Raw genomic sequence first — 26,545 nt, 5'->3', positions numbered from 1 at the left:
TTTTTTGATTTGTCAAATCTACGTAATTTTTATATTCTCGATAAGCTAACAGAAGAAAATATAATCTTCAAAAGGTTTTAAATTCAATTTCGATAGATATGTCCTAATTTCTTTTTGGGCATCTTTATTGGCAACGGTAATCAGGCTTTGTGGATTTTTGATGTTAACAAGTGCATCAAAATTCAAAAGAGTTTTGCCGTAAATGGCTTTTCCAATTTTATTTGGATTGTCGCAAATCCATTCAAAAGGAATGTTGCGTTCAATAAAGATATTCGCCATCAATTTGCCCTTAGTACCAGCCCCCCAAATCACCAGTTCTCTGGAAGCGTCATAATCAATATCCAGAAAATGATGCACCTTTAAGGTGGTAAAATGGTTTTGAGCATAGTGTATATGAGTCCGCGAAGTTCTCGTGCTGTAATCCCGCCATTTATGGAGGGTTTGGTCGCATGGGATACATTTAAGCCCATGCTTGTAAAACCGAAACGTCAAATCGTAATCCTCAGGATAAATATTGGGTTCAAACCCGCCACAGGCCTCAAAATCTTCTCGCAATACCATCCAGCAGGGAGAAGGAATCACGCACTCTTTGTAAATTTCGCTGTAATTATTACCTGTTCTTGTCAAGTCGTTCAGCCAATTTTCATAGCTTTTATAGCCTGGGCCAACACCATGTGCACTAAAATATTCCACCAATCCGACGGCAACGTGGCCTTTTCCGTATTTGTATAAGTTATCGACTAAAACCGACAGTTTGTTTAGAGTCATGATGTCGTCACTATCCATTCTTGTAATCAGTTCTCCCGAACTTTGTCCATAAGCCATTTTAAGTGCATCGATGATGCCCTCACCTTTGTTTTTCAATAGTTTTATCCGAGAATCGTTCTGCGCAAATGCATCTACGATTTCAAAACTTTTATCTTTAGAATGGTCATCCACAATAAGCAGTTCCCAATTTTGATAATTTTGATTGACAATAGATTGAAGACATTCGGTAATAAAAGCCTCCGTATTCTTAAAAGGGGTCAATATGCTCACTAGTGGTTTTTGCATAGGCGAATATACTTAAAGCAGTTAGTATGTTTTAACAAAACCTTATGAAAACATGGCGTAACAACGCCGTATTTTTAGCGTCACTTTAAAAACTAAAAAATAATTACACATGAATATCAGAATAATTGTAGCGTCACTATGTCTTAGCGTGGTGCTTTTTGGTTGTGGAGCTGGAAAAAATAAGGCGAATGACTTGGCCCTTAATACGCCCATCGCAACTCATATCGATTTATCAAAAGTAACCGAGGATAAAGCACCAGTGACGATTAACCCCGGGCGTTTTACAGTTGAAACCGTTACGTACAGATTGCCCCGTGTGATTCCTGGGACCTATTCCGTTAGTGATTTTGGGAAATATGTAGATGGTTTTAAGGCATTGGATTATTCTGGAAATGAGTTAAGGGTTTCAAAAGTTGACACTAATAGCTGGACGGTTGAAAATGCCAAGGAATTGGATAAAATCATGTATTACGTAAATGATACCTTTGATATTGAAGAAATAGGAGGCATCGGTCAAGAGCAACCGTTTTCCCCCGGAGGTACTAATATTGAGGAAAACAATTACGTATTGAATTTACACGGTTTTATTGGATATTTTGATTCGTTAAAAAACAATCAATATAAATTGGACGTGACCGCTCCAACGGATTTTGTAAGAACTTCGGCGTTGCAAAATGTGGCTTCAAGTACTTCTGATGACGGTACTATGACGACTACGAGTTACTTCGCACCGAGGTATTTTGATATTACAGATAATCCGATGATGTATGGTAATCTGGATGTGGAAGAATTCCAAGTTGGCGATATAAAAATTGTACTGAGCGTGTATTCGCCCAATAAACTACACTCAGCAAAGTCGTTGAAAGAAACGGTTTTCAAGATGATGAAAGCCCAAAAGGCCTATTTGGGTGATATCAATGCAACGACGCGATATGACATTTATTTGTATTTGTCCGAAGGGAAAGAAGATTCCGCAAAAGGTTTTGGTGCCTTAGAGCATCACACGTCTACGGTAGTGGTTTTTCCAGAATCTATGGAGCCCGAGGCTTTGGCAGACAGTATGATAGACGTAGTGTCGCATGAGTTTTTCCATATTTTGACACCTTTAAGTGTACACTCCGAGGATGTGCATTATTTTGATTACAACAACCCGACGTTCTCTAAACATTTATGGATGTATGAGGGCGTGACGGAGTATTTTGCGACACTATTTCAGGTGGACCGAAGCTTAGTAGATGAGAAAGAGTTTTACGCAGATATTATGCAAAAGATTCAAGGATCTAAGAGAATGAACGATGCCATGAGCTTCACTATTATGAGTGAAAATGTTTTAAAGGCACCGTATAAAGACGAATATTTAAATGTTTACCAAAAAGGTGCACTGATTGGAATGTGCATTGACATTTTAATGCGTGAGGAAAGCAACGGTAACCGAGGGATTTTATCCTTAATGAAAGAACTGTCCAACAAATATGGAAAGAACAAACCCTTTGAAGATGATAAGTTGATAGCAGAAATTACTGAAATGACTTATCCGTCCATTGGTGAATTTTTCAACACCCATGTTGTTGGAGATTTGCCAATTGACTACAACGCCTTTTTTGAAAAAGTTGGATTGGAAATTGGGGAAGCACAAATAGAAACAAATTACATTTTGATGAACGGTGCGCCAATTGTTAGTGGTGATGGGCAAAAGGGCACTATTTTCTTTACGGATATGGTATTGAAAAACAGCTTTTGGTCGGCGCAAGGTGCTCAAGCCAATGATGTAATTAAAGAAATTAATGGTACCGCGCTGACTTTGATGAATGCAAACCAAGTATTACAGCAAGTGTTTATGTGGAAACCCGGAAAGGACGTTGAAGTGAAATTGGACAGAAACGGCGAAGAAGTGGTGATAAAAACAACCACCACTCAACCTTATACTCAAGGGGAAGCCATTATTGAAAAGTCTGACGCCACGGAAGCTCAAATTGCTTTACGTAAAGCTTGGCTTAAGGGGTAAACGTATTCATTGATCTTACAGAAATTATTGAAGTAAAGAGTGTTTGGGTTTTAAAAAATAATCGGATTAAAAAGTTCCTCCCCTTTTTAAGGGGAGGTGCCGATAGGCGGAGGGGTTATTCTCCCAACAAATCCGGCCGGCGTTCCTGAGTCCGTTTATAAGCCTCCTCCTCCCGCCATTTTTCAATTTTAGGCAAATTACCACTAAAGAGTAGTTCGGGCACTTTCCAGCCATTGTACTCCCGAGGTTTGGTGTAAATCGGGGGTGCCAATAAGTTATCTTGAAAGGAATCGGTTAGTGCAGAGGTTTCATTGCCCAACACCCCGGGAATTAATCTGATGACTGCATCACAAAGTACGGCTGCCGCTAATTCTCCTCCTGAAAGCACAAAATCCCCGATGGATATTTCTCTGGTAATCAAATGATCCCTCACGCGTTGGTCCACACCTTTATAATGCCCACAAAGGATAATAATGTTTTCTTTTAAGGAAATTTGATTGGCTATGCCCTGATTTAAGGTTTCCCCATCCGGTGTCATGTAGATAACTTCGTCATAATTTCTTTGCGTTTTTAAATCTGAAATACACTTGTCAATCGGTTCCACCATCATCACCATGCCAGCGCCTCCACCGAATTGTGTATCATCAATAGATTTGTAATTATCTGTAGCATAATCCCGTAAATTATGAAAATGGATTTCAACTAAATCGGCCTCGATGGCCCGTTTTAAGATGGAAGCTTCAAAAGGGCTTTTCAGAAGTTCTGGTAATACGGTAATAATATCGATTCGCATAAAAAAAGATGTTGGGCAAAGATAATTGAATTGATTTATTTTAAAGTAAAAGGCTGTTTCTAAGAACAGCCTCCGTAAAAATAAAAGTTTATCACAAAATTATGCAGAATTTACCCTTGCAGTAACCTCTGGCACATCCATAAATTCATACAAGGGGCTATTCCGCATTTTCTCATAGAGGTTTTTATTGACTGAAACAGGAATTTTTAAGTTAGGAAACTTGATGAGGAAATAGTTTCCTTCGGTGCCCACTAGGCTTACTTTTGTTGGTTGCTCTTCCATAATTTAAAGGTGTTAAGATTAAACTATAAAAAATCACTTCAATTAATATGAGGTAAACAGCTATCGGTTAAGCATGGCTAAAAGTTCTTCTTCAAAACTGCTCTCGAACATATTTGAGTGTCCATTAACAATGGTACTTTCTTTATCCACCAATATTACTTTCGTCAGGGGATAAATCGCCAATTGTTCAATGGATTGTTCCGAGTTTTCAAACATATATTCGTTTTGTGGGGAACAGTTTTTCTTTTTTAAAGTAGAATGCCATCGGTCTGTACTGTAGCAATCAATATTTACCGAAATGAAATCCACCTCGGGATATTTTTTGCGCAATTCTTTGGCCCGTTTGTGGCTATTATCAAAGAAGTCCTTGTACATATGCGACCAGAAATAAACCACAGAAGGTTTATTAAAAACATTATTGATGCTTACCGAGTTGTTGTCCAGATTAAGCACTTTAACCTCCGGAAATTTTTCACCGGTTTTTAATCGATTCACCGAAGCATTGTACGATAGAATTTTGTCATTTTTTTTCTTGTCTGTGCCTTTAGCTAAAAGAGATTTCAGAACGATATCGTTGTGTTCTAAATTTTTATTTTTCGCTAAGAAGCTGATGCCGTAATGGTACAACAATTCATTTTTAATGTCGGGATTTATAACCAGACTATCGATAGCCTCGAGCCTACATAAATTGTAACACAGATCCATCCATTTGAACTTGTCCTTTTTGGAATGTTCCAAGTGTAAGCCCAAGCCAATATTGTTAAAACTTGATCTTAGGAAAGTGATATAGTTGAAATTGTGCTTAAAGAATTCATCGTTATAATTGATGACCTTTCGATAGGCATAAAAATCCTCTGGTAGGCTTTCCATAATGCTCTTTTTATCATACCCGTAATGCACAAAAGGGTAAATCTCCTTACTGGAGTAATAGGCATAATCTATGTTGGCCTGAGCAATTTTGCTGAACATTTCCGAGGGTGTATATTTATCCTCGAAAGCTATAAGTTTGATGTTTTTTTCTGCCTTAATGGAGTCCAAAAGCCTTTCAAAAACCTTTGCGTCTAATTGACAATATTTGAAAACTTCCTTTTCTTCAATTTCACGCTCTAAAAAATCGTTGATCAAATAATTGTTCTTTTTTGCGCCTTTGCCCGTGTAAACCAGCGATTCGTCAAAGTCATAAGTGTTCAGCCTGAACATTATACTATCGCCAGGTTCCAAAAGTACCATTTGCACCTCGGCTCCGTGGCGAAATGTGTAGAATCCTGGTTTAAAGTCTTTTTCAAACTTATATGAAAAACGATTTCTACCATCTAACCTGATAGTGTCGATCACTTCTTTGGCGTCATAAAGAATGACATAGTCCGTATTTTTATTAATTATTTCACCGCCAAGAAAAACGTGCTTTTCGGAAGTTTCCTTACCGCAACTAATAAAGGTGAAAACAACGCATACGATGTAGATATAAAGTCTCATAAATCCCTCCTCAAAAAATAGATTTAGTCATCTATTGATACAAAAATAATTTTTGCGTTTAAAACTCCCTGTTAATGCGTTGTTAAATATTGTTACGGCTTTCCTAAGGTGGCGAAAATTAAATGGCATCCTCTTTATCCATCGAGTGGATTTTTTTATTTTTGCCACAATTTTAAAAGAGGACTATGTTATCAGTTTCAAATCTTTCTGTTCAGTTTGGTAAACGCGTGCTGTTTGATGAGGTAAATACCACGTTCAATAACGGCAACTGCTATGGTATTATTGGTGCCAACGGCTCTGGGAAATCTACATTTTTAAGGATCCTTTCGGGCAAGCAGGAGCCTACTTCCGGCCATGTGTCCTTGGAGTCGGGGAAGCGTATGTCCGTTTTGGAGCAAAATCATAATTTATATGATGAACATAATGTTTTGGAAACGGTTTTAATGGGTAATAAGCCCTTATTCAAAATTAAAACAGAAATCGATGCGCTTTACGCGGATTATTCGGACGAAAATGCGGATAGGATTGGTGAATTGCAAGTACAATTTGAGGAAATGAACGGATGGAATGCGGATAGTGATGCGGCTGCAATGTTGTCCAATCTGGGTATCAAAGAAGACTTGCACTACTCGTTGATGGCAGATTTGGATGGAAAGCAAAAGGTACGTGTGCTTTTAGCCCAAGCGTTATTTGGAAGTCCGGATGTACTGATTATGGATGAGCCTACCAATGATTTGGATTATGAAACTATTTCTTGGTTGGAAAACTTTTTGGCCAATTATGATAACTGCGTGATAGTAGTTTCGCACGATAGGCACTTTTTAGATGCAGTTTGTACGCATATTTCCGATATCGATTTTGGAAAAATTAACCATTACTCTGGAAATTATACATTTTGGTACGAATCGTCTCAGTTAGCGGCAAAGCAAAGGGCCCAACAAAACAAAAAGGCCGAAGAGAAGAAAAAGGAGTTGGAAGAATTTATTCGACGTTTTTCGGCTAACGTGGCTAAAAGTAAGCAGGCGACTAGTAGAAAGAAAATGATCGATAAGCTGAATATTGCTGATATTCGTCCAACAAGTCGCCGATATCCCGCTATTATTTTTGAGCGCGAGCGCGAGGCGGGCGACCAGATTTTAAATATTGATGGGCTGTCCGCTTCTTTGGATGGCGAGGTATTATTCAATAAAATAGATTTGAACTTAGCAAAAGGCGATAAGGTTGTTGTCTTTTCAAGAGATTCAAGGGCAACCACGGCATTCTATCAAATCATCAATGGCAAGGAAAAAGCCGATGCAGGGAAATACGCCTGGGGTGTTACGACAACACAATCCTATTTGCCATTGGACAATAGCGAGTTTTTCAATAGCGATTTAAATTTGGTGGATTGGTTACGCCAATGGGCAACCACTGAAGAGGAGCGTGAAGAAGTTTACATTAGAGGATTTTTAGGTAAAATGATTTTTAGTGGAGAGGAAGCGTTGAAAAAATGTAACGTGCTTTCGGGTGGTGAAAAAGTGAGATGTATGCTAAGCCGTATGATGATGATAAGGGCGAATGTTTTAATGCTTGATGAGCCAACTAACCATTTGGATTTGGAAAGCATTACCGCCTTCAATAACTCTTTAAAAAACTTTAAAGGAACTGTCTTGTTTACAACACATGACCACGAGTTTGCCCAAACGGTTGCCAATCGTGTGATTGAATTGACGCCTAATGGCATCATTGACCGTTACACCACTTTTGATGAGTATATGCAGGATTCAAAAATTAAGGAACTGAGGAACAAAATGTATGCAGTAACGGCATAGATTAGGCTTCCAATTCCGAAACGAGGGCTTCCACAATTGGGGTTGCCCTATCAATTTCTTCCTTGTGCACATGAATTTCCTGAAAGCCCTGGATACTTGCTCCAAAACCTGCCAATCTGCCAGATTCAGATTCATCTTTTATAATAGCACAAATACCTACATCTTCAAGCGATTTGAAAATGCGTTGTACTTCAATAAAATTCCCCGAAAAAACTTTAACGTAATTTGTCATGGCTTCAAAAGTTTAGTTGCCTTCTAAATTTACGAAAATTTCCTGAGATTTACAAAATTAAAAAGTGCCGATGACCCCAATTGTATTAGGTCCAAAGCGAAGATTCCAAGCTATTTTTTTTGGTGGTTTTTTATATTCGTAAGCTTCCGAACTGAACAAAAACTTATCGATACTATCTACAACGATGATACTCAGTGCTACCGAGAACCCAACATCAGTAAGCCAATGCGCACCGTCAATCAGTCTCGAAATGGGAGGAATGGCCCCAATAACACCATAGATGCCTACTTTTACCCAAATGTTTTCAAACTGTTTCGCAAGGGCGTGTGCCATCGTCATTGATAAAACCGTATGTCCGGATGGAAAAGAATGGAATCGCCCTTGGCTGGAGAAGAGTTTAAATCCGAAAGGGTCTTCGGCGTCTCCGGGTCTTTCCCTGCCAACGGCAGTCTTTAGGAAACTTTGCAAAAAACCACTGGTCACGGAAGAGGAAATAATAAGTACGCTCGTTTTTCTAATCTGTTCATTTTTGGTAAACAAACCGAAACCATACAAGCCGGCATTAGCCATAAAATAATTTTGTGGGCTACCAAAGTACCAACCAAAATCTCGAACTACCCCGGGAAAATCTTCTTGTTGCCTTTTAAAAAAACGCCTTCCTTCTTCGTCAGCAAGGGATAAGGAGGCCGTACCAGCGAGTAATATTCCTAATTTACCAAAGTCGTTACCTTTCCAATACACTGGTCTAGTAAAAGCATGGGCAACACTTTTAGCGGTTTGTTTTGTATCATGTTTTAATAGGCTGAATGTCGTTTCTTTTGGCTTGGTTTCTCCTATGGAGTCCTTTGACTTAGAGGATTGTGCATTCAGTACCATCCCAGAAAACACGATGGCTAGTACTACACTAAAGAACCGAAATGAACCCATATTATTGGTAATTTGAAATTAACGCAACTCGGCCCCAAGTTGCTTTTCAAAATTGTTTTGAAGTTTACCCATAATTTTATCTATCTGCTTGTCGTTAAGGGTCTTCTTTTCGTCTTGAAGTGTAAAGCTTACCGCATAACTCTTCTTTCCTTTTGGTAGGTTCTTACCTTGATAGACATCAAATAGATTCACATTTTTCAACAATTGCTTTTCGGTCTGTTTGGCAATTTTATAGATGGATTCAAAAGTGATATTTTCATCCAGCAAGAGCGCAAAATCCCGACGTACTTCTGGGTATTTTGGTATAGGCCTAAAAGTGATTTTGTTGTGTTTTACGATATCCAAAATCGCATCCCAATTAAAGTCGGCACAAACTACCTCCTGTGAGATATCAAAATGTTTTAAGACGGATTTGTTAATCAAACCGAATTCCACAATTTTGGCTTTCCCTAGATTTAGGGAAACACCTTCGCTAAAAAGGTCATTTTTAATGGGAGCTTCATTGTATCTAGAAATTCCTAAGCGTTCAAGGGCAGAAATAACGATGCCTTTAAGAAAGAAATAATCACTTTTAGCGCTGTTTGTTTTTGCCCAGTTTTCTGAATTTTGATTACCCGTTGCAAACAACGTCAAGTGCTTTACCTCGGTGTTTTCATCTGAAAAATTGTGATAGGTTTTCCCGAATTCAAACAACTTAAGGTCTTGTCGCTTTCGGTTGATGTTATAGGACACTGCCTCCAATCCTGAAAACAATAAAGACTGTCGCATTACCGACAAATCATTACTTAAAGGATTAAGCATTTCTATACTATGCTCCTCCTTTAAATTATTTCCAAGTCCAATATAATTTGGAGTGGTTAATGAATTTGAAAGAATTTCGAAAAACCCTTGCGCTGCCAATTGGTTCCCAATTGTGTTTTGAATTTTGTAATCTTCAAACTTGGACATGCTCGAAATGGAGGCATTCAATTTTTCGGAAATGCTAATGTTGTTGTAGCCGTACACTCGTAGGATTTCCTCGATGATATCTGCTTCGCGCTGTACATCGTTTCTGTAAGCTGGTACCGTAAGGCCCAAGCCGGTTTCGGTAACATTGTTTACTTTTATGTCCAAAGCGGTCAAAATACCTTTGATGGTTTCCTTCGGAATTTCCTCGCCGATAATTTTTTTGGCATTTTCAAAACTCAAGCGCACTTGAAAATCTTCAATTTTCTTTGGGTAAATATCGATAATATCACTCGTTATATCGCCTCCGGCCAAATCCTGAATCAAGAGCGCAGCACGCTTTAGCGCGTATTCCGTAATGTTCGGATCAATACCACGTTCAAAACGGAATGAAGCATCGGTATTGAGTCCATGGCGTTTTGCACTTTTTCTAATGCTCACTGGGTTAAAGTAGGCACTTTCCAAAAATATTTTTGTGGTGCTTTCGGTCACTCCAGAGTCAATCCCTCCAAAAACACCAGCAATACACATTGGTTTTTCGGCATCGCAGATCATTAAATCATCTTCGTGCAATTCCCGTTCAACACCATCCAAAGTGATAAACTTAGTGCCTTTTTCAAGGGTTTTTACTTCAACTTTGTTGCCCGAAATTTTTACGGCATCAAAGGCGTGCAAGGGCTGTCCCAATTCATGCAGTACATAATTAGTAGCGTCCACCACATTATTGATTGGGCTAAGTCCGATGGCTTTCAATCTATGTTTTAACCACTCAGGAGATTCTTCAACTTTAATGTCCGATATGGTAACCCCGCAATATCTTGGCGCTAATTCCTTATCAATAACTTCAACATCAATTTTTAATGTTCTATTTTCAACATTAAAAGCACTTACCGATGGTGTAATCAGTTCTACTTTAATTTCTTTTTGGAAGAGTCCAGCTTTCAAATCACGGGCCGTACCATAATGACTCATGGCATCGGCGCGGTTTGGCGTTAAGCCGATTTCAAATACATGGTCGTTTTCAACCTGGAAAATAGTTGAGGCTGGTGTGCCGATTTTGATTTTCTCATCTAAAACCATAATGCCGTCGTGCGATGTGCCCAAACCGAGTTCGTCTTCCGCACAGATCATCCCGTGGCTTTCCTCCCCACGGATCTTACCTTTTTTAATGGTCCACGATTCACCTTCTTCAGAATATAGTGTCGTGCCAATAGTTGCCACGGGCACTTTTTGTCCTTCTCCCACATTTGGAGCACCACAAACAATTTGTAGTGGATTTTCACCTCCAATATCAACAGTAGTCACTTTAAGTTTATCGGCATTGGGGTGCTTTTCGCAGGTTAAAACCTTACCAATTACTACGCCTTCCAATCCGCCTTTAATAGATTGGTAGGATTCAATACCCTCAACTTCCAAACCTAAATCGGTAAGTAATTCACTGGTCTGCTCAGGAGTCCAATTTATATTGATAAATTGCTTCAACCAGTTGTATGAAATCTTCATAAATCGTTAGCCTTAAATAAGACCGCAAATATAAAATATTGCACCTAGCATTCAAAGGTAGTTTTTGGATTTTATGGTGGTTTAGGGTTTCTATTTTACTCTTGAAAGTTTGAAATGTTAAAATGTTAAGGTCTTCTTAAGGAAGCGTTAATTAACACTTTGGTACTCATAATTAACAAAACGCTAACATCCATGCGCCCTATAAGTCAATACCTTGTTGACACTAACAACCAATACTTTTATCATGAGAAACTATTATTCCCTCCAAACCTTTCTCCTATTTTTATTTGTTTGCCTACAGACTTTTGCACAGCTTAATGCCCCGCGGGGTAGCCAAGCCGCCAGCGTATCCCAAACCGTTGGGATTACTGAAATCACCATTAAATATTCAAGACCCAGTGTGAACGACCGTGAAATATGGGGGAAACTGGTGCCTTATGGCATGAAAAATCTTGGTTTTGGTACAGCAGAGGTATCTCCATGGCGGGCAGGTGCTAATGAAAATACGACAATTAGTTTTTCAGATGACGTGACTATCGAAGGAGAGCCTTTGGCCGCAGGAACTTACGGATTTCATATTGTGGTTAAAGAAGACGATACTGCCACTTTAATTTTTTCAAATAATTCTACGGCATGGGGTAGCTATTTTTACGAGCCTTCCGAAGATGTTTTAAAAGTGGATGTCACTACCAATGAAATTCCACATACCGAATTACTTACCTTTAGTTTTAAAGAAGTTTCGGCAACTTCAACAACGGCTTCATTAAACTGGGAAAAGAAACAAATCCCTTTTAAAATTGGAGTAAATGTTTCGGAAGTAGTGTTGGAGAGTTTCAGGCAGCAATTGCAGGGCCAAGGCGGTTTTACGAGGCAAAGTTGGGAACAGGCAGCGAACTATGCATTAAATAATGATGGCGATTTAAATGAAGCCTTAGGATGGATAAGTGATGCCATTGAAGGAAAGTTTTTCAGCCAGAAAACCTTTAACAATTTGCAGATTAAGTCGAAGATCTTGGATAAAATGGGCAAGAAAGAAGAATCCGAAAAACTGGCAAAAGAATCCTTAGAACTTGCTACAATTTTTCAGGTACACCAATATGGAAGGACTCTAATTGCTAATGGCGAAAACGATAAGGCCTTGGAAATCTTCAAAATGAACGCGTCAAAAAACAAAAATATGTGGCCCGTTAATTACGGATTGGCAAGAGCCTATTCCGCCATGGGCGACTATAAAAAGGCTTTGAGTTACCTAAGAAAAGCTTTAGGTAATGCACCAAATGATGCAAGCAAGGGCAGGGTGCAAGCCAATATTGAAAAATTGGAAAACGGACAAGATATCAACTAATTACAGCTGTACTGGATTGTAAAACTAAACTTCATCAATCAAACCAACTATCAGTTGTTAAAACCCGGCCAATAATGGTTGGGTTTTTTGTAGAAAAAAGAAACCCACAACTTTCGTTATGGGTTTTTGCGGAGAAAGAGGGATTCGAACCCCCGGAGGTGTGACCCTCAACAGTTTTCAAGACTGCCGCATTCGACCACTCTGCCATTTCTCCAGTGTCTTTTGCGTTTGCCTTTCAGCGGGTTTGCCCGCCGAAGTGATGCCTTAGGCATTGCGTAGGCGGGTGCAAATATAGAACCCTTTTTTAATTCTTTCAAATAAAACCTTATCTTTTTATATAAATTTGTGCCATTTTACGATTGCCATATTTTATGGTCTTTTTTGAAAAAATCACGTTTTCAAACCTTATTTTTGCACATATGGAAACAGCAATAATGGACACGGTGAAGCAGTTAAAATGGAGGTACGCCACTAAAAAATTTGATGCTCAAAAAAAACTTTCTAAAGAAAAGTTAGAGGTATTAAAGCAGGCGTTTAATCTAACCGCAACCTCTTACGGATTGCAAACCATTAAAATGGTGGTAGTAGAAAACAAGGCGGTCAGGGAACCGCTGGTGGAGCATGCCTTTAACCAAAAGCAGGTTTTGGATGCCTCGCACCTACTGATAATTTGTATCCAAAATAACATTCTTGATGAGGACGTCGTTAAATATTATGACAACATCAAGGGCATACGAAATACTGCCGAAACCATTTTGAAACCTTACCGCGAAGGCCTTATACAAATGATGGAAAAGATGTCCGTTAAAGAGCGGCAAAAGTGGTCCACCAATCAAGCTTACATCGCCTTGGGCAATCTAATGACTGTCTGCGCCATCGAGGAGATAGACGCCTGTCCCATGGAAGGTTTCATTCCCCAAAAGTTTGACGACATTTTAAAACTAAACGATATAGGCCTAAAATCTGTATTGCTACTGCCTGTTGGATACCGCGCGGAAGATGACATGTTTTCCGCATTCAAAAAAGTAAGAAAACCAATTGAGGAGGCCGTCATAGAACTGTAAAAAGCCTCCCCTGACCCCTCCGAAGGAGGGGAAATGAAAGAAGTCGATTCCTCCCCTTTGGGGAGGCTAGGAGGGGCTTATTAAATAAGAAACATATGCCAGGATTTGAATTATTTGGAAATTTAGAGAGAAAGGAAGTCAACGATGTGTTGGACAACGGTGTCATCATGCGCTATGGATTTGACGGCATGCGCAAAGGCCATTGGAAAGCTAAAGAACTTGAGAAGGAATTACAGAGCACCTTTCAATCCAAATATGTGCAATTGGTATCCAGTGGTACTGCGGCCGTTTCAGTAGCTTTAGCATCAGCTGGTGTTGGAGCAGGGGATGAGGTAATTATGCCCACTTTTACATTTGTGGCCAGTTTTGAGGCCATAATGATGCTTGGTGCTATTCCCATTTTGGTGGATGTGGATGACACTTTAGGCCTATGTCCGAAATCTGTAGAAAAAGCCATTACCCCGAAAACCAAAGCCATTATGGTAGTACAGATGTGTGGTAGTATGGCCAATATGGATGCACTTCTAGCGATAGCTAACAAATATAATTTACTGGTAGTGGAAGATGCTTGTCAGGCGATTGGAGGCACCTACAAAGGAAAACCCTTGGGAAGTATTGGCGATTTAGGCTGTTTCTCCTTCGATTTTGTAAAAACCATTACCTGTGGAGAGGGAGGCGCCGTAATCACTGATAACGAACAGTTTTACTTAAACGCTGACCATTATAGCGACCATGGTCATGACCACATTGGTAATGACCGAGGAGCAGAATCGCATCCGTTTTTGGGCTATAATTTTAGAATTTCAGAATTGCACGCTGCTGTGGGATTGGCTCAAGCTAGGCGTCTTCCTGAATTTTTGACCATTCAAAAGCGAAATTTTGAAATTATTAGGGAGGCCTTAGCTGAGATTCCAGAAGTAACTTTTAGGACAGTTCCTGAGGGAGGAGTGGAAAGTTGTGCCTTTTTAAATTTTTCATTGCCAGATTTAGAAACAGCCACAAAAGTATCGCAGGCCTTCAAGGAAAACGGTGTGGACGCCTGTTGGAATTACTATAATAACAATTGGCATTACATCAGGAAGTGGGAGCATCTTAAAGACTTAAAATCTTTACACCCGATTTCAAAAGAAGTCAAGGGTGGACTTAAATATCTTCAAACCAAATCCTTCGAGCAATCCGACCATTATATCGGCCGTAATATCTCGTGCTTGATAAAACTGTCATGGACAGAGGAGGAAGTGTTAGAAAGGGCGAAAAAAATGGTTGAGGCCATAAAAGCATCTCTGTAGGTAAATATTCCTCGGATTGTATTGTTTTTGTAGTGGTGGAATTGTTTTTTACGAATTGGATGATATCTAAATTTGTAAAAAACGCCGCCATGAAGAAAAAATACTATTTCCCTTATTTAGTCCTTTTCATTTGTTTGCAGTTAAGTTTTGCCCAACAAACCCCAATAAACTTTTCTGATAGTTCTCATGCATTTAATAGTTGGGGCGGTAGTTCCTTTTCAATTATCCCGGATCCGGATGGCTCCAATAACGATGTTGGCAACTTTTTTAGAAACACTTCACCCTTAGAACAGGGGAACTACATTGACTTAAGTAGGCCAATAGATTTGGATGTGGAAGATGAAATCACACTAAGATTTTATGCCGATGATCCGCTTACTCATACAATTATAGTAAAGCTTGAAAATGGAACGAACCCTAGTATTGAGGTGAGTCAAACTTTATCCTCAGAAAAAACATGGACAAATTTGACATTTGATTTTTCTACCGTAGCCGGCACTGGTCAATACAGCAGAATAACAATACGGATAGATGATGGTAGTACCACCCCTGGGGCGTTTCAAATTGATGATATCAATGATGGTAATGTAGTTACAGACCCGAATGCCTTGGACGTAATCTATAGTGATTTGGTTTGGTCGGATGAATTTGATAGTGGTTCAAGCCCTGAAGTTATTGATGGCTCTAAGTGGCATCATCAAACCATTGGTCCCAACGGCGGACAGTGGTTCAATTTTGAAGAACAACACTACACGGACAGAATAAACAATTCCTTTATGGTAAATGGGAACTTGCACATTGTTGCCAGGAAAGAAACTTTCACCAATCAAGGTGTTACTTTGGATTATACTTCCGCTAGATTGAACTCCAAGTTTGCATTTACTTACGGAAGGGTGGACGTAAGGGCTCAATTGCCAGCGGGCACAGATGGTACATGGCCTGCCATTTGGACCTTAGGTAAAAATATTACCGAAACAGGAGCGTATTGGCAAATCCAAGGTTTTGGAACTACGCCATGGCCTGATTGTGGTGAAATAGATATTATGGAGCATGGTTTGCACGACGCTACCAACGAAACTTCGGTCGCCATACATACCCCTTCCAGTAATGGCAATACTGTAAATACGGATAAGCAAGTATTAAGCGATGTCACTACTAATTTTCATGTTTATTCGGTTAATTGGTCCCCTAATCAAATCACATTTTTAGTGGATGGCGTGGGCTTTTACACCTATAATCCTGCGGTAAAAGACGCCAGTACATGGCCATTTGATTTAGATCAGTATTTGATTCTGAACGTAGCTATGGGCGGTATATCCGGTGCTATTGATCCGTCGTTTACACAAAGTGCCATGGTGATTGACTATGTGAGGGTGTACCAAAATAACGGTCTAAGTATTGATGAAAATGATACAAACTTGTTCAAAGTTTATCCTAACCCTTCCGAAACTAAAATTAATATCCAAGGGAATAGCAATATTGATAGCATCGAGCTTTTCGATACTTATGGCAAGTTGATAAAACGTCAGCGAAATGTCATATCCGCTTTGGATGTTTCGGATGTAGCCTCAGGACTATACTTGCTCAGTATTCGGTCTGGCTCTAAAACGGAAATCAAAAAAGTATTGGTTCAATAAAAGCTCATTTTTTTGAGTTCGTTCTGAAAAAATTTGTGATTTCAAATAAGTTGAAAGTATGGACTTGTTGTAATTACGTCATAGATATTCTTTTTAGTTTCTCATCCTTTTCCATACCTGATGATAGCACAATTGTAAGTCAAAAAAGGAATAGTTTCAAATGAATTACTATTCGCATATGATTTGCAGTGTGGTGTATTTCTATTAATTTTCAATATTGTAAGACACTACAAGGTCTGTGGTTATATCATTTTTTAGAAAAATATTAATCTTTTAAAAAATGTGCTATAACATCAAAAATTACAATCCTCCTCTTTTTTAAGGTTTCGATGCTCACGTTTCGAAATAGGTTCGATGTAAAAGAGAGGAAGCAGAAATCTTAAGTCATTGTTTTAAATCGACAGTCGTCATAAATACTATAAAAATTCTTTCTGAAAATTCCTAAAATGCTATTAACCTAGAAAAGGGGAGATGCTGTTTATTAGCGCTTCCCTTTTAGTATTTTACATACTCAGTAATCTCCAGTCCATAACCGATCATGCCCACACGTTTGGTTCTTTCGCTGTTGGAAATCAGGCGAAGCTTATGGATGTTTAAATCGTGAAGAATTTGTGCTCCTATTCCAAAATCCCTAGTGTCCATGTTGATTTTTGGAGCCTTAGAAATTTTGTTGTTTTCTTGATTTTCCTTTAGATAGGTTAATCTACTAAGAATGTTTGTGGCCTTTACTTCTTGGTTGATAAAGATGATAGCCCCCTTATCTTCATCATTAACCTTTTTGAACATGGCATCCAACTGCTGATCGATATTATTGGTCAACGTGCCAAGAATGTCATTGTTCACCAACGTGGAATTAATCCGTGTGAGTAGGGGTTCATTATCATGCCACTGACCTTTTGTTAGGGCTATATGTATTTGGTTGTTAGTGGTTTGTTCATAGGCCCTTAATCTATATCTTCCAAATCGGGTCTCGATTTCAAAATCTTCTTTTTTCTCGATTAAAGAATCGTGTTGCATACGGTAAGCCACCAAATCCTCAATTGAGACTATCTTTAAATCGAACTTTTTGGCTACTTCAATCAATTGAGGGAGCCGCGCCATGCTACCATCTTCGTTCATAATTTCGACGATAACACCGGCAGGTTGCAACCCAGCCAAACGCGCAAAATCAATTGCGGCTTCAGTATGTCCCGTTCTACGTAAAACACCACCCTCTTTGGCTACTAATGGAAAAATATGTCCTGGTCGGGCAAGTTCAAATGACTTTGTTCCTTGATCGATGAGAGCCTTTATGGTTTTTGCTCTATCGCTGGCAGAAATACCTGTGGTAACACCATTACCCCTTAAATCTACAGAAACTGTGAAGGCCGTTTCCATGGGGTCGGTATTGTTGTTTACCATCATGTTAAGCTCCAATTCCTTGCAACGGGTTTCGGTCAAAGGCGCACAGATTAAACCTCGTCCGTGTGTGGCCATAAAATTGATCATCTGCGGGGTTACCTTGTCAGCCGCTGCCACAAAATCGCCCTCATTCTCCCGATTTTGATCGTCTACAACTATGATGACCTTTCCATTTCTGATATCCTCAATGGCATCATGAATAGTGTTTAATTTAAATACAGGAGTATGGTTCGTTGTCATAGGTTCTGCTATCATTTTGCAAAGATATGTCTTATTTTAAACTCTCCAGACAATTTCGTTTTAAGTCTTCCTTGTGTTTGAACTTAAAAAACACAAAGGTTATGAAATAGAGCGGAAACCCTAAAATGAGAACTAGGAGGTTGGGTTTCCTTCTAGGCTTTTTGATGTGAGTGTAAAATGTATTGAGGTTTAAAATGGATTTAAGGTAGTATATGGCATACAAAACAAAAGACACCATGCTAAGTTGAATAGATGCCGAAGCAACAGAGGGCAATTTGTTGTTTTTGAACACGAAAAACAGAACCAATAAGATAGCCCCAATTGTATAGAGAGTTATCGCGAATTTTGAATGGTCTACATAATCTTTTGAAATGTCCTGAGAAGTCTCAAAATCATTGCTTATTTCGATTCCTTTCTCATTGAAATCACTGGTGGGTATTTCGCGACTATTCAAAAGTTTAATAGCTTCGTAGCGGGTATCTTCGCTGTAGCCCAAAGATTCAAAATTATTAATCGCTTCAGCCAGTTTTTCATTTGTAAATGATTGCAAAAACTTAAAACTTTCTTTATTCTTTTCTTTAATATTGAAAGCCCTTTTCAACGGAACAGTAATGCTGTCGAAATCGAATAAACTTCGATCGGCTGTTGCCCTTCTCGTTAAAAATACGCTCAACGGTAACATAATTAAAGTAGAAAACCAACTGGCCAAAACAGGGTTGAAATCCCCCGACTTTGCACTGTTCAAAGCGAAAATTCCAATAAAATGGTAGGTTAAAAACAACAGAATAGCGATCACCATGGGCAGGCCAATACCTCCCTTTCTGATCAATGCACCCAATGGTGCACCTACAAAGAAAAGGATGACACAAGCAAATCCCAATGCCAATTTTTCATGAAAAGCAATAATATGTTTGTTGTACCAAACTCTTTTTGGTTTTAGGGTTGACTTCTTATTACGAATTACTTGTGTGGCACTATTGACCACACTAATGGCGTTTGTAAGATAGCCAATGTTTTTCTTATTACTAAACAGCTCCAAAACATTCCCTGTGTAGATAGAATCTACATCAACAATCTTTTTTTTCTTGGTTTCAGAGATATGATCAAAACTTACATCGTCAGGTAAACCTGCTGCCTTTTTTAGGCTTTCTCTATCTTCTGTTATTTGAACATACTTCGTAATACTGGCGCGATTGTAAAGTACTTTGCTAAACTGCTCAATGTTTTTGTCGTGCTCAACCGTGAGTGAATCAATAGTATAATCCAAATCACTTAAATTAAGCATGTTGTATTTGTTGGTATAGGACTTATCCTCAATATCCACATTGTTGAATTGCGATAAATCGATATTAATAATATACTGGTCAAAAGTGCTCTTTACGAAAGGTTTTTTTTTGCGCTCTTTGATTTTTCTTGGATACAAATCATTGTAATAATTGCCATCCTTTAAAATCAATTTTAAAACATCCGAATCTTCACTACCCACCAATTCACCTGTTTTGGATACAATAGTCGTGGTATTCCTCAGGCCGCTTTTGTCTTTTATATGAATGACAACATCTTTAAGAAATTGCCCTCTGTCTCCAGACTTTTCTTCAACCTTAATATTGTAGGTGCCAATTTCGTTAAACTGTCCCTCAGCAATCGCCATCGCAGGTTTTAGCTTGGCGATGTTTTTCCTTAGGTTATAGGAATTGTATTCGGCCCATGGAATCACATTGTTTGAAAAGAAAAAGGTAGTAATGGCTAAGAGTACAATAAAGACACTGAGGCCAGACATAGCGCGTTGTAATGAAATCCCGGTGGATTTCATGGCGGCAAACTCGTAGTTTTCGGCAAAATTCCCAAAAACCATTATGGAGGTGAGCAGAATAGTAAGTGGAAGCACCAAAGGCATCAGCTTCGGGAGGAAATAAACAATAAACTTGACAATCACGCCGATGTCCAAATCCTTTCCGGCCAATTCTTTGATGTAAAGCCAAATGGTCTGTAGGACAAAAATCAAGACCAAAATGACAAAGACGCTAAGAAACGTCTTTAGGTATGTGGTTAGTATGTAGCGGTCTAGAATCTTCAATTCGGCAATTTACCTAATCCAGTTTATTGATATAATAATCCTGATATTTTGAGGCATCAAAGGTAAATAAGGTTTTCGATAAAGGTTCGTTCGTTTTGAAAGAATTAACGGTTAACGTGGTTTTTGTACCGTTTTTGCCTACTTGAATCAAATTGTAAATATGTTTTGTGGTAGCATCAACGCCTAAAAGGATATATTTTATTTCAGAATTGGAATCGATGGGAGTCAGCTTCACATATTGAATTTTTCGACCTTTTATATTCTGGACGATATCCATCCCATAGGTGTATCCATCCTCATAAAACGACAGCATTTTGCTAGGAGTGATAGCATCGGCTTGGTCTTCCACCTGTGATGAAATGGTTACCTCTTCGTCCTCTGGGCTGATGGTATATAGTGTTTTGCCATCGAACATGCGGGTGATGCCTAAAATGTTCAATTTGTAATTATCCCCTTGAAGAATCACATCGCCCCGGGTTTCTTGTTTTACATTTTCAGCAGTATTTTCTAAAATGTATTTAAAATCAATTTCTATGTTATCGTAACTTTTCACTTTTTGGGATACTTCGTTTAGTAAGTCTTTTCCCTTATTTTGGGCAATTCCCGAAAGGATTGAAAAAGTTACGAATAGAATCGTGATAATCGGTTTCATTTTTTTTGAATTAAATTTCGTTTTCTAACATTTGGTCCAAGGTTGTCAAATCTGGGACTAAAACTTGCCTGGCCTTGCTACCTTCAAAAGGGCCAACTATACCTGCCGCTTCCAACTGGTCAATCAATCTTCCTGCTCTATTGTAGCCCAGTTTCAACTTTCGTTGCAATAACGAAGCAGAGCCTTGCTGTGCAGTAACAATAACTACTGCGGCATCTTTAAAAAGGCTGTCCCTTTCGGATATGTCTATATCAATACCTGTGCCACTTTCTTCGCCAATATATTCAGGGAGCATATATGCATCGGGGTATGCCTTTTGGGAGCCAATAAAGTCTGTAATTTGTTCCACTTCGGGAGTGTCCACAAAGGCACATTGTACTCTTATAACGTCATTTCCTTGGGTAAAAAGCATATCGCCTCGTCCGATAAGTTGATCGGCTCCCGAACTATCCAAAATGGTACGCGAATCGATTTTTGAGGTTACCCTAAATGCAATACGTGCAGGGAAGTTAGCCTTAATAATACCTGTAATTACGTTTACCGATGGGCGTTGTGTAGCTATAATCAAATGGATGCCGATAGCCCGAGCCAATTGGGCTAAACGTGCAATGGGAGCTTCCACTTCCTTTCCGGCAGTCATAATCAAATCGGCAAACTCATCTACCACTAGGACGATGTATGGCAAAAATTGATGGCCTTCATTCGGGTTTAACTTGCGTTCCTTAAACTTTTTATTGTACTCAGCAATGTTACGGCACATGGCATTTTTGAGCAATTCGTAGCGGTTGTCCATTTCAATACAAAGCGAATTCAACGTATGGATCACCTTGGTGTTGTCTGTAATAATAGCCTCTTCGCTATCTGGTAGCTTGGCCAAATAATGACGCTCAATTTTATTGAAAAGGGTGAGTTCCACCTTTTTCGGGTCCACCAAAATAAACTTTACTTCTGCGGGATGCTTTTTGTAAAGCAACGAAGTCAAAACAGCATTTAAACCAACGGATTTTCCTTGACCTGTAGCTCCTGCCATTAGGAGGTGGGGCATTTTTGCCAAATCTACCACAAAGGTTTCATTACTGATGGTTTTTCCTAAGGCAATCGGTAACTGCATTTTGGAACCTTGAAATTTTTTGGAGGCAATTACCGAACGCATCGAAACAATCGTTGCATTTTTGTTGGGCACTTCAATACCTATGGTGCCTTTTCCTGGAATAGGCGCAATAATACGAATACCGAGCGCGGCAAGGGATAGGGCAATATCGTCTTCTAGGTTTTTAATTTTTGAAATCCGAATCCCGGCCTCAGGAACAATTTCATATAGCGTTACAGTAGGCCCAATTGTCGCTTTTATGCTGGCAATCCCAATTTTATAGTTATTAAGGGTCTCAACAATTTTATTTTTGTTTTCTTCAAGTTCTTCTTGATTGATGGTAATACCCTCAGTGTCGTATTTCTTTAAAAGGTCAAGTGTGGGAAACTGGTATTTTGCCAATTCTAAGGTTGGGTCAAATTGGCCAAAATCCTCCACCAATTTGTTGGCAATATTATTCGTTTCTGAAATTTCATCTTTAACGGCTTCCACTTTTATCTCAAGTTCAGGTTCTTCAATCACCTCTTTTTTAGAAGGTTTAACGACTTCTGTCTTTACTTCATCTTTAGGCTTTGAAACTACCTTTATATCGGTATCGTTTTTATCCAATGGGATTTCATATGCCGATTTGATGGATGCCGCTTCTTCGGATAGATTGTTGTCAAAAGCTATTATTGTATCTTCAGAGACGTCATCCTTGGGTTTTGAAAACTCAGTTTTGATATTTTTTTTAGCCGATTTGAAGAGATTGGTAATGCTTTCAAAAGTCACCTTAAAACGCATGGCCAGATAGGTAATCAAGCCAAAAACCAAAAGAAGAACAGTACCGACTTTCCCAATGAAATCTTGTAAAAAAGTATTTATTTCAAACCCGATGGTGCCTCCAAGAATATCAATTTCATTCCCAAAAAAACCAAAAAGGATAGAGCACCAGATCACAATCAGAGCCCCCCAAAACCAGTGCTGTCGCAGTTTCGCTTTGCGGATATTCATGAGCACGTAAACTCCCGAAAGGAATATCAAACCAGCAAAAATAAACGAGGCGATACCAAAGCCCCTCTCAATAAAAAAATGGCTTAACCAAGCGCCAAACTGGCTTGCCCAGTTTTTGGTTTTGGCATCCCTGGAAGGAAAGATGTCTATGGCACTTTGGTCGGCCTCACCGGTAAATATGAAAGAAACGAAAGAAATAAATAACAAGAGACCCACAATCACCAAAAAACTGCCAAACACCAATTTCTGCTGGTTGGACAGCTTAAAACTGGGTTTTTTGAATGTCTTTTTAGTAGGTTTTTTAGTTTTGGTTCTCTTCGCCATTATGAGCGCTAGTTTCAGCAAAAATACAAATTACTAACGTTTATCCTAGGTGCATTAGTATTTTAAAAAATCTTGGGGAGATATATGATACAGCCGATAATCACACCAAAAACAGCTGAAAAAAAAACAGCTCCGGCCGAGATGTCCTTAATTAAACCAATTTTCTTATGGTGTTCGGGATGGATGAAGTTTGCCATTTCTTCAATGGCCGTATTTAAACCTTCAATGCTCATTACTAGAGCAATGGTTAAAATTTGAATGACCCACTCCGTAGAAGAAATTTCAAAAAGAAATCCAGCTAGGGTTACCAAAAGGGCAATCACGAACTGGATTTTTATGCTGGCTTCCGTTCTTAAAAGCAATAAGGCACCTTTAAAGGCGTAGCCCACACTTTTAATCCGGTTTTGCAAAAAGGTCTCCTTGTTATTCATCTAAAAGGGCCTCCAGAGCAGCTTTGTAATTAGGTTCTTCACCAGTTTCAGGTACTTGCTCTGAGTAAAGCACTTTACCAGAAGCGTCCGCAACCACAACACTTCGAGATAACAATGCATCAAATGCACCGTTAGTAAACATAACGCCATAGTCCTTGCCGAATTGCCCAGTCTTAAAATCCGAAAGCATTACTACGTTATCAAGTCCTTCTGCAGCGCAAAATTGTTTCTGCGCAAAAGGTAAATCCCTCGAAATACACAACACTACGGTATTGTCCAGTTCACTAGCTTCCGTGTTGAACTGTCTTACAGATGTGGCGCAAACACTGGTGTTAACACTTGGAAAGATATTCAGCACCAATTTTTTACCCTTGAAATCCGCTAGGGACTTGGTGGACATATCCGTCGCCACTAATAAAAAATCTTTAATTTGAGTACCCACTTTAGGTAGCGATCCGCTAGTTTCTACGGGCGTTCCGCCCAAGGTAATATTAGCCATTTTTTTAAATTTTGATTAGGGCAACTAAAATAAGAATATTTAAAATGTTAAAGCATGAAATGGTCAAATCTTTAAGAAATAATTAGTTCGGGGTTTTTCAGATTATCAATAAAAACTATGACTTCAATTTAGATAATAAATTTTTTCAATTTTGTTATAGTTTATTAAAATGTTTTCAGGTTCAACTTATCAAAACAATTACTAATTTTAAGTACTTGAAAAATTTAAAAATTAACTAAAAACTTTACAATAAAATGCACGCAACAGACAGCAATGACATTAGTAAGTGCCCTTTTATGAGCGGGGCGCAAAAACAGCCGGCCGGTGGTGGAACTCGAAACCGTGACTGGTGGCCCAACGAACTTAAATTAAATATTTTGCGTCAACACGGGAAAGGTTCCAATCCTTACGATACCGATTTTGATTATGCCAAAGCATTTAATAATATAGACTTTCCAACCTTGAAACAAGAGGTGATTGATTTGATGACCGATTCTCAAGATTGGTGGCCTGCAGATTATGGGCATTACGGGCCTTTTATGATCCGTATGGCATGGCATAGTGCCGGAACTTATAGAGTTGGCGACGGTCGTGGTGGTGGAGCATCTGGAACACAGCGTTTTGCACCGTTGAACAGTTGGCCTGATAATGGAAATTTGGACAAAGCTAGATTGTTGTTATGGCCAGTAAAAAAGAAATATGGTAAGGCGCTTTCATGGGCAGATTTGATGATTTTAGCAGGAAACTGTGCGTTGGAATCCATGGGCTTTAAAACCTTTGGTTTTGCCGGAGGACGCGAGGACGTTTGGGAGCCTGAGCAGGATGTGTATTGGGGAAGTGAGACTGGTTGGTTGGATAATGATGACAGATACGATACCAGTGATGGCGATTTGGAAGGGCACTTGGGTGCCGTACACATGGGATTGATTTATGTGAACCCGGAAGGGCCTAATGGCGTTCCGGATCCTATGAAGTCAGCGCACGACATTAGAATTACGTTTGGAAGAATGGCGATGAACGACGAGGAAACAGTTGCTTTGGTTGCTGGTGGTCATACTTTTGGAAAGGCTCATGGTGCCGCAGATGCGGATAAATACGTGGGGCCGGAACCGCATGGGGCGTCCATCGAAGAAATGAGCACGGGTTGGAAAAACACCTACAATTCTGGTGTTTTGGATGATGCGATAACCAGCGGATTGGAAGGACCTTGGACACCAAACCCGACACAATGGGATCACGATTATTTTGATGTATTGCTGAACTACGATTGGGAACTTACTAAAAGTCCGGCAGGGGCACATCAATGGACTCCTAAAAATTCGGATGCTAGAAAGGCACCTACGGCAAGTGGGAATGGCTCGCAAGCCTTAATGATGTCCACTGCAGATATAGCCTTGAAGACCGATCCTAAATATTTAGAAATTTCAAAGCGTTTCCATAAAGACCACAAAGCGTTTGAAGAGGCTTTTGCGAGAGCTTGGTATAAACTGACCCATCGTGATATGGGACCAATTGACCGTTATTTGGGGCCTGAAGTGCCACAGGAAGAATTGATTTGGCAAGACCCAATTCCAAAGGTAAGTTATACATTAAGTGATTCTGATATAGCGCAATTGAAGAAAATGGTATTGGCCTCGGGCTTAACCATTTCCCAAATGGTAACCACGGCTTGGGCTTCAGCTTCCACGTATAGAGATTCTGATAAGCGAGGAGGAGCCAATGGAGCACGTATCCGTTTAGAGCCGCAACGTAGTTGGGAAGCCAATAATCCTTCTGAATTGGAAAAGGTACTGAATGTTTTAGAAGGTATTCAAAAAGATTTTAGCGGTGAAGTATCGATGGCTGATTTGATTGTGCTTGCTGGAAATGCAGGAGTAGAAGAAGCTGCAAGAAATGCTGGTTATAGTTTAGAAGTACCATTTTCTCAAGGTAGAGGGGATGCATCTCAAGCTCAAACAGATTTAGAATCGTTTAGTTACTTGGAGCCTTTGGCCGATGGTTTTAGAAATTATATTAAAAGTGGCTTGGATGTGAAGGCCGAGGATCTATTGGTGGATCGCGCTAATTTAATGAACCTGTCCATTCCAGAAATGACGGCTTTAGTCGGTGGTATGAGGGTAATGGGTACTAATTATGATGGCTCTAGCCATGGCGTATTCACGGATAATATTGGACATTTAACCAATGATTTCTTTTCAAATATTCTTGATTTCGCATACACTTGGAGCGCAACGTCTTCTGATGACACCATTTTCGAAGGTAAGGATAGAAGAACTGGTATTGTGAAATTTACAGGAACGCGTGCCGATTTAATTTTTGGTTCGAATACTGAATTAAGGGCCATTGCTGAGGTGTACGGAGCTAATGACGGCGAGGAAAAATTTGTAAACGATTTTGTTGCGGCCTGGGCCAAAGTGATGGATGCTGACAGATTTGATTTAAAGTAAATACAATGAATAACAATTGGGATAGGTGT

Annotated in this window: 20 protein-coding genes and 1 tRNA gene; 7 read left to right on the top strand and 14 right to left on the bottom strand. The window is 39.3% G+C overall.

What is annotated here, in order from left to right; all coding sequences use genetic code 11:
* Nucleotides 1-45: 45 nt before the first annotated feature.
* The gene (locus ACFSR8_RS09220; RefSeq protein WP_380291288.1) at nucleotides 46-1,053 is read right to left on the bottom strand and encodes a glycosyltransferase family 2 protein; all 1,008 of its coding nucleotides are present in this window, start codon (nucleotides 1,051-1,053) and stop codon (nucleotides 46-48) included.
* Nucleotides 1,054-1,168: 115 nt separating this feature from the next.
* On the opposite strand from ACFSR8_RS09220, the gene ACFSR8_RS09215 reads away from it, so the two are divergent.
* A complete protein-coding gene (locus tag ACFSR8_RS09215; protein ID WP_449272395.1) occupies nucleotides 1,169-3,058 on the top strand; it encodes a M61 family metallopeptidase in 1,890 nt (629 codons plus the stop codon).
* 115 nt (nucleotides 3,059-3,173) lie between these two features.
* On the opposite strand, the gene trmD is transcribed toward ACFSR8_RS09215, so the two are convergent.
* The 3 genes from trmD to ACFSR8_RS09200 form a co-directional block, all read right to left on the bottom strand.
* Nucleotides 3,174-3,851, bottom strand: a complete 678-nt coding sequence (trmD, locus tag ACFSR8_RS09210; RefSeq protein ID WP_380291284.1) for a tRNA (guanosine(37)-N1)-methyltransferase TrmD — start codon at nucleotides 3,849-3,851, stop codon at nucleotides 3,174-3,176.
* A 99-nt stretch (nucleotides 3,852-3,950) separates the two neighbouring features.
* On the bottom strand, nucleotides 3,951-4,133 hold the full coding sequence (locus ACFSR8_RS09205; RefSeq protein ID WP_380291282.1) for a hypothetical protein: 183 nt from the start codon (nucleotides 4,131-4,133) through the stop codon (nucleotides 3,951-3,953).
* 60 nt (nucleotides 4,134-4,193) lie between these two features.
* Nucleotides 4,194-5,609 carry a TlpA family protein disulfide reductase gene (locus ACFSR8_RS09200; RefSeq protein ID WP_380291280.1) on the bottom strand — a complete coding sequence of 472 codons (1,416 nt, stop codon included), beginning with the start codon at nucleotides 5,607-5,609 and terminating at the stop codon, nucleotides 4,194-4,196.
* 185 nt (nucleotides 5,610-5,794) lie between these two features.
* On the opposite strand from ACFSR8_RS09200, the gene ACFSR8_RS09195 reads away from it, so the two are divergent.
* Entirely contained in the window at nucleotides 5,795-7,420 is a 1,626-nt protein-coding gene (locus ACFSR8_RS09195; protein WP_380291278.1) for an ABC-F family ATP-binding cassette domain-containing protein, read from the top strand.
* Between the two features lies 1 nt (nucleotide 7,421).
* Here ACFSR8_RS09195 and ACFSR8_RS09190 read toward each other — a convergent pair whose 3' ends face one another.
* The 3 genes from ACFSR8_RS09190 to pheT are packed head-to-tail and all read right to left on the bottom strand — an operon-like array spanning nucleotide 7,422 to nucleotide 11,027.
* A complete protein-coding gene (locus ACFSR8_RS09190) occupies nucleotides 7,422-7,652 on the bottom strand; it encodes a putative signal transducing protein (protein WP_186563686.1) in 231 nt (76 codons plus the stop codon).
* 57 nt (nucleotides 7,653-7,709) lie between these two features.
* A complete protein-coding gene (locus ACFSR8_RS09185) occupies nucleotides 7,710-8,579 on the bottom strand; it encodes a phosphatase PAP2 family protein (RefSeq protein WP_380291275.1) in 870 nt (289 codons plus the stop codon).
* Between the two features lie 18 nt (nucleotides 8,580-8,597).
* Nucleotides 8,598-11,027 carry a phenylalanine--tRNA ligase subunit beta gene (gene pheT, locus ACFSR8_RS09180; RefSeq protein ID WP_380291273.1) on the bottom strand — a complete coding sequence of 810 codons (2,430 nt, stop codon included), beginning with the start codon at nucleotides 11,025-11,027 and terminating at the stop codon, nucleotides 8,598-8,600.
* Nucleotides 11,028-11,271: 244 nt separating this feature from the next.
* Here pheT and ACFSR8_RS09175 point away from each other — a divergent pair, with 244 nt between their 5' ends.
* Nucleotides 11,272-12,372, top strand: coding sequence for a DUF2911 domain-containing protein (locus ACFSR8_RS09175; RefSeq protein WP_380291271.1), 1,101 nt, complete (start codon nucleotides 11,272-11,274; stop codon nucleotides 12,370-12,372).
* Nucleotides 12,373-12,501: 129 nt separating this feature from the next.
* On the opposite strand, the gene ACFSR8_RS09170 is transcribed toward ACFSR8_RS09175, so the two are convergent.
* Nucleotides 12,502-12,586 (bottom strand) — tRNA-Ser (locus ACFSR8_RS09170).
* A 205-nt stretch (nucleotides 12,587-12,791) separates the two neighbouring features.
* Between ACFSR8_RS09170 and ACFSR8_RS09165 the strand changes: the two genes are divergently transcribed.
* The 3 genes from ACFSR8_RS09165 (at nucleotide 12,792) to ACFSR8_RS09155 (ending at nucleotide 16,362) form a co-directional block, all read left to right on the top strand.
* Nucleotides 12,792-13,436 (top strand): NAD(P)H-dependent oxidoreductase, encoded by a 645-nt coding sequence (locus ACFSR8_RS09165; protein WP_380291269.1) that lies wholly within the window; start codon nucleotides 12,792-12,794, stop codon nucleotides 13,434-13,436.
* Nucleotides 13,437-13,531: 95 nt separating this feature from the next.
* Nucleotides 13,532-14,725, top strand: a complete 1,194-nt coding sequence (locus ACFSR8_RS09160) for a DegT/DnrJ/EryC1/StrS family aminotransferase (RefSeq protein ID WP_380291267.1) — start codon at nucleotides 13,532-13,534, stop codon at nucleotides 14,723-14,725.
* A gap of 89 nt (nucleotides 14,726-14,814) precedes the next feature.
* Nucleotides 14,815-16,362, top strand: coding sequence for a family 16 glycosylhydrolase (locus ACFSR8_RS09155; protein WP_380291265.1), 1,548 nt, complete (start codon nucleotides 14,815-14,817; stop codon nucleotides 16,360-16,362).
* 495 nt (nucleotides 16,363-16,857) lie between these two features.
* Here the strand turns inward: ACFSR8_RS09155 and ribB are convergent, their stop codons facing one another.
* The 6 genes from ribB to tpx form a co-directional block, all read right to left on the bottom strand.
* Nucleotides 16,858-18,003 carry a 3,4-dihydroxy-2-butanone-4-phosphate synthase gene (gene ribB / locus ACFSR8_RS09150; RefSeq protein ID WP_380291263.1) on the bottom strand — a complete coding sequence of 382 codons (1,146 nt, stop codon included), beginning with the start codon at nucleotides 18,001-18,003 and terminating at the stop codon, nucleotides 16,858-16,860.
* A gap of 31 nt (nucleotides 18,004-18,034) precedes the next feature.
* Nucleotides 18,035-20,080, bottom strand: a complete 2,046-nt coding sequence (locus ACFSR8_RS09145) for an LptF/LptG family permease (protein WP_380291261.1) — start codon at nucleotides 20,078-20,080, stop codon at nucleotides 18,035-18,037.
* A 13-nt stretch (nucleotides 20,081-20,093) separates the two neighbouring features.
* Entirely contained in the window at nucleotides 20,094-20,732 is a 639-nt protein-coding gene (locus ACFSR8_RS09140; RefSeq protein ID WP_380291259.1) for a LolA family protein, read from the bottom strand.
* Between the two features lie 10 nt (nucleotides 20,733-20,742).
* Nucleotides 20,743-23,139, bottom strand: a complete 2,397-nt coding sequence (locus ACFSR8_RS09135) for a DNA translocase FtsK (RefSeq protein ID WP_380291257.1) — start codon at nucleotides 23,137-23,139, stop codon at nucleotides 20,743-20,745.
* Nucleotides 23,140-23,201: 62 nt separating this feature from the next.
* Nucleotides 23,202-23,570 (bottom strand): diacylglycerol kinase, encoded by a 369-nt coding sequence (locus tag ACFSR8_RS09130; RefSeq protein WP_380291255.1) that lies wholly within the window; start codon nucleotides 23,568-23,570, stop codon nucleotides 23,202-23,204.
* Nucleotides 23,563-24,069 (bottom strand): thiol peroxidase, encoded by a 507-nt coding sequence (gene tpx, locus ACFSR8_RS09125; protein ID WP_380291253.1) that lies wholly within the window; start codon nucleotides 24,067-24,069, stop codon nucleotides 23,563-23,565. Before tpx ends, ACFSR8_RS09130 begins: the two co-directional genes overlap by 8 nt.
* Nucleotides 24,070-24,323: 254 nt before the next feature.
* Here tpx and katG point away from each other — a divergent pair, with 254 nt between their 5' ends.
* On the top strand, nucleotides 24,324-26,516 hold the full coding sequence (katG, locus tag ACFSR8_RS09120) for a catalase/peroxidase HPI (RefSeq protein WP_380291251.1): 2,193 nt from the start codon (nucleotides 24,324-24,326) through the stop codon (nucleotides 26,514-26,516).
* Nucleotides 26,517-26,545 lie beyond the last annotated feature (29 nt).

The organism is Hyunsoonleella rubra, assembly GCF_042684665.1.
Taxonomy (GTDB): domain Bacteria; phylum Bacteroidota; class Bacteroidia; order Flavobacteriales; family Flavobacteriaceae; genus Jejuia; species Jejuia rubra.
This window is presented reverse-complemented; position numbering and strand designations above follow the sequence as displayed.